Annotated in this window: 4 protein-coding genes; 1 reads left to right on the top strand and 3 read right to left on the bottom strand. The window is 66.4% G+C overall.

Going from position 1 to position 4,782, the window contains the following annotated elements; all coding sequences use genetic code 11:
* Positions 1-24: 24 nt before the first annotated feature.
* Positions 25-1,266 carry a CaiB/BaiF CoA transferase family protein gene (locus tag VMD50_RS19825; protein ID WP_325429887.1) on the bottom strand — a complete coding sequence of 414 codons (1,242 nt, stop codon included), beginning with the start codon at positions 1,264-1,266 and terminating at the stop codon, positions 25-27.
* Between the two features lie 13 nt (positions 1,267-1,279).
* On the bottom strand, positions 1,280-2,500 hold the full coding sequence (locus VMD50_RS19820) for an acyl-CoA dehydrogenase family protein (protein ID WP_325429885.1): 1,221 nt from the start codon (positions 2,498-2,500) through the stop codon (positions 1,280-1,282).
* A 349-nt stretch (positions 2,501-2,849) separates the two neighbouring features.
* On the opposite strand from VMD50_RS19820, the gene VMD50_RS19815 reads away from it, so the two are divergent.
* Positions 2,850-3,668: a helix-turn-helix domain-containing protein gene (locus tag VMD50_RS19815; RefSeq protein WP_325429883.1), complete on the top strand. Its 819-nt coding sequence runs from the start codon at positions 2,850-2,852 to the stop codon at positions 3,666-3,668.
* Positions 3,669-3,675: 7 nt separating this feature from the next.
* On the opposite strand, the gene VMD50_RS19810 is transcribed toward VMD50_RS19815, so the two are convergent.
* A partial coding sequence (locus tag VMD50_RS19810; protein ID WP_325429881.1) for a WS/DGAT domain-containing protein occupies positions 3,676-4,782 on the bottom strand: 1,107 nt, incomplete at its 5' end.

The following is a 4,782-nucleotide window of genomic DNA, read 5'->3' as shown; positions in this document are numbered from 1 at the left end:
GCTCGGTGGCCTGTTCTGTTGTGGTCATTTCGTTGTCTCCTGTTCTGCCGCAACGGGGATCGCTCCCTGGGCTTGCAGTTGAATCACTTCGTCCACCGTGAATCCCAGCTGTACGAGGATTTCGGTGTTGTGCTCCCCGTGCTCGGGTGCACGCCGCGCTGGCACCCGTGCCATCCCGCGCAGGGTGAGCGGGTTGTTGACCGTGTACTCCAGATCCGGGGCACCCTCGATCGGCACGACGATTTCGGTGGCACGCAGTTGCGGATCCGCAGCCGCTTCCTCGGGCGTCTGGATGATGCCGTAGGGGATGCGAGCCTTGTCGAGAACCTCTTTCCAATGCGCCAGGGGCTGGGCACGGAATTCGTTTTCGAGCAGAGTGGCCAATTCAGCGGCGTGCTTGCTGACAGCCTCGACATCGGCGAAGCGCGGATCGGACAGGAGGTCCGACCGCCCGATGGCGTTGGCCAACACCGGCCATGCCGATCGCTTGGCGGCCAGCATGATCCAGCGGTCGTCGCCGCTCTGGTACGGATTCGTCAGCGCGTTGACGGGCTCGTTGCGGTCATGCAGCTCGTACGTCGTGCCGCCGGCCAGGGCCGCCGACACCAGCGTTCCGGTCGCCCACACCCCCGTGGCCAGCAGCGAGGTGCCGACGTTGGCGCCCTTGCCGGTCCGTTCGCGGTGATACAGCGCGGTGGTGATCGCCGCGTAGATCGCCGTTGCGGTGGTGTAGTCCCCGCTGCCCCACACTGGCGCCGTTGGAGGCGCCCCGGCGTCGCGGGTTGCGGCCAGCAGCCCGCTACGTGACCAGAAAGCGGTCAGGTCGAAGCCGGGCAGCTTGGCGTCCGGTCCGGCATCCCCGAACCCGGTGATGTCGGCATAGATGATCCGCGGGTTCCAGGACGATACTTCTTCGTAGCCCAGGTGCAGACCTTCGCGGGTGCCGTGCGGGAAGTTGGTGATCAACACGTCGGCCCATTCGACCAGACGCTTGAGGATCTGCGTGCCGCCTTCGGACTTCAGGTTGATCGACATTCCGCGCTTGTTGCGATTGGCCATGTGCCAGTTGTAGTTACCCAGCGCTGCAGGGCTCGGCGGCACCGAACCCAGCAGGCGCTGCGGGTCACCCATCCCCGGCGCCTCGACCTTGATGACATCGGCTCCGAAGTCCGACAGCATGGTCGCTGCAGCGGGCGCGGCGATAAAGCTTGCCAGTTCAACAACTTTCAGGCCAGAAAACACGGATTGCGTAGGTTGCGTTGTCATTGCCGTTGTCTCCTTAAACGAATGCGCTCAGGCCGGTGACGGACTTGCCCACGATCAGCGTCTGCATCTCGCGGGTGCCCTCGTACGAGTAGAGGGCCTCAGAGTCGGCAACGAATCGGCCGATGTTGTAGTCGAGCACGATGCCGTTGCCGCCAAACAACTCCCGGGCCCAGTGCACGGTCTCGCGCATCCGCGAGCAGCAGTAGGCCTTCGCGAGCGCGGACTGCTCGTCGCGGTACACGCCGTCGTGCTGCAGCTGGGCCAGCCGCACCATCATCCCCGCGCACGCCGTCGCGTTGCCAAGCATCTTCACGAGCAGGTCCTGAACCATCTGGAACTTGCCGATCGGCTTGCCAAACTGCGTCCGCTCCTTCGCGTACTGCAACGCGAGCTCGTAGGCGGCGAACTGCACGCCCACCGCCTGCCACGCCACCCCGCTGCGGGTGCGGCGCAGGATCTCTGCGGTGTCCCGGAACGAGTTCGCGTTCTGCAGCCGGTTGGCCTCAGCAACCCGGCACTCGTCGAGCACGATGTCGGCGTTCTGCACCATCCGCAGCGCGAACTTGTTCTCGATCTTGGTGGCGGTGAACCCGGGAGTGCCCTTCTCCACGACGAAGCCCAAAACCTTGTTGGTCTCGACGTCGCGGGCCCATACCACGATTACGTCGGCAAAGGTGGCGTTGCCGATCCAGCGCTTGGCGCCGTTGAGCACCCAACCGTCGCCCTCGCGGCGTGCGGTGGTCTCCATGCCGCCGGCCACGTCGGAGCCACCGTGCGGCTCGGTCAACGCGAACGCGCCGATCTTCTCGAAACGGCTCATCGCCGGCAGCCAGCGGCGCTTCTGCTCCTCGGACCCGCAGCTGACGATGGAGCCCATCGCCAGCCCCGAGTGCACTCCGAAGAACACCGAGAGCGACGGGTCGGCGTGCGCCATCTCCAGCGCGGTGATGCCCGTCATCAGGTTGCTCGGCGCCGGCTCCGAGGAATCGGGATCGGCCCAATCCAGCAGGCCCAGCTTCGCGAACCCCTTGACGAGCTCGTGCGGGAACTCCGCCCGCGCCCAGTACTCCTCGACGATCGGCGCGGTCTCCGTGCGGAAGAATTCGCGGATACGGGCGACCTTCTCGCGTTCCGAATCCGACAGCATCTCCTCGTAGGAGTAGAAATCGGCCGGCAGCAGCCCGCGGTCCAGATAAGGCTGGGGCGTCGTCGGCAAAGTCACTGTGGTGGTCATGGCGTCCTCTCTGAAATCGGTGTTTCGGGCTGATTGGCTCGCTGGCCACCAACCCGTTCATCCACCATCAGCCCGCCGCGTCGTGGTCGGGGATACCGCCTTTATCCCCGGTACCGGCAGGGACAGGTTTAAGCTCGGGTGATGGCTGTCGAGGCCAACGCGTTGGGTGATTACCTCCGCGCGCGGCGTCAGCAGGTGCGCCCCGAGGACGTCGGGCTGATTCCGGCGCGCGCCGGCGCGTCGCGGGTTTGCGCCGCGAGGAACTGGCAATGTCCCGCTATCGCGCCGAGCCCGGCAACAACTCCGCCAGGGCGCTCAAGCAGCGGCGGTCCAAGGAGGTGTGCTAACTATGACGGCGAAAACGAACGCCCTGGGGGATTACCTGCGTGCGAGGCGCCAGCAGGTGCGTCCTGAAGACGTCGGGCTGATTCCCGGCGCCCGCCGACGCGTCGAGGGTCTGCGGCGCGAGGAGTTGGCGATGCTGGCGGGCATCAGCGCCGAGTACTACCTGCGCTTGGAGGTGGGTCGCGACAAAAACCCGTCGCAGCAGGTTATCGACGCGCTCGCGCGGGCACTTCGGCTGAACCCGCTGGCCAGGCAGCATCTGCAATATCTGGCCGCTCCGACCGGTACGGATCTCTGCCATGTGGAGGCGGCGGCGGCCTATGCGTTCCCCGAACTAATCGATCAGTTTTTGCTCCCGGCCGCTCTGGCCAACAGGTACCTGGACGTCTTGGCGGCAAATCCGATCGCACGCGCCCTGTCACCAGAATTCACACCTGGCCAAAACTTCCTGCGCTGGCGCCTTTTGGACCCCGCCGCCCAGAAGCTCTACGTTGATTGGGACGAGGCGACCGCTAGTGCGGTCGCCGGGTTGCGCGACCTTGGCGGTCGTTGGCCCGACGATCCTCAGATGCAGGCGTTAGTAGCCGAATTATCCTCGGCCAGTGAACGTTTCCGTGAACTCTGGCCACGCGCAGATGTGGGTTACCTCCTGGGAATCCATCACTACTGTCATCCGCTCGTGGGCGAACTTTATCTGCACCGGGCCCGGCTCAACGCTCCGTACCCGGGCGGCGAGCACGTGGTGATGTATCGCGCCATACCAGGTAGCGACTCGGCCAGCGCCCTCGAAAAACTGCGGTCGCTGTCGGCCGCCGAGTGCTAGCGCGCGCTCAGCCGAGGCTCGAACGGGGGGCGCCACGCCCGCGCCGAGGGTGACGCGGTTGCGGGGGCTGCGCCCATTTCGCTCCGCTGGCTTCGAACAACCGGCCGATCTCGTCCATGTGCTTGTCGGCGAGGTCCCACACGTCGGGCACCAGATCGCGGTCGACGATGAAGCCGAAGTCGAGCCGGTCGAGGTAACTCACCACCGTGATGTTGAGTCCCTGCCCGTCCGTGACGATCGACACCGGGAACTGATGGCACAGTTGGGCACCCGCGAAATACAGCGGCTGGCGCGGCCCCGGCACGTTGGAGATCACGAGGTTGAACGGCTGGGCGATGCGGTCGGCCAACCGCAGCCGCGACGCGAGCCGCACCGCCGAGGTCGCCAGCACCGGACAGGAGAGCTGGGTGAGGTCGACGAGCTCGTCGGCCGGAACCAAGTCGAGGGTGCGCTTGGCGTTACGCATGGCGTCGCTGCACCGGGCGACGCGTTCGAGCGGATCGGCGCAATCGGTGGGCAACTCGGCGACCAAGCCCGAGACGCGGTTCGTCCACGGGTCGTCCTCCTCACCCGTCCGAGTCGACACCGGCACCATGGCCCGCAGCGGGCGGTCGGGCAGCGCGTCATGAGACAGCAGGTACTGGCGAAGACCGCCCGCGCAGATCGCCATCACGATGTCATTCACCGTGCCGCCGGTGGCGTTCTTGAGTGCCTTGACGTTCTCCAAAGACGTTGTGCGCATGGCGAACCTGCGATGGCCCGTGATGGACTTGTTCCACGGGGTCGGCGGCGCGTGCGTTGTCGGCAGGGAGATGCGCGGACCGTCGGGGCGGCCGAGTCGGGCGATGCCCTTGACCGCCGCCCCGGCCCGGCCGGCCGCACTGCTGACGCTGTTCACACCCGCCACATCGGCGACCCTGCTGACGAGCCGCGCTTGAACCCGCATGGCCCGGAGGGGATTCAGGGCCAGCCTGGCCGCCGTGCGACGCAGCAGGTCCGCGGTGCCCGGGACAGTCTCGGCGTTCCACGCGGGGCTATCGCCGGGCGGCGGAGCATCCGGGTCGGCATCGGTCACGATCTCCAGCATCAGTTGGCCGGCGGCGCCGTCGATGGT

The sequence above is a fragment of the Mycobacterium sp. genome (genome assembly GCF_035506235.1).
Lineage (GTDB): Bacteria > Actinomycetota > Actinomycetes > Mycobacteriales > Mycobacteriaceae > Mycobacterium.
Note: the sequence above shows the minus strand (reverse complement) of the source record. Positions and strands in the feature narration are given on the sequence as shown.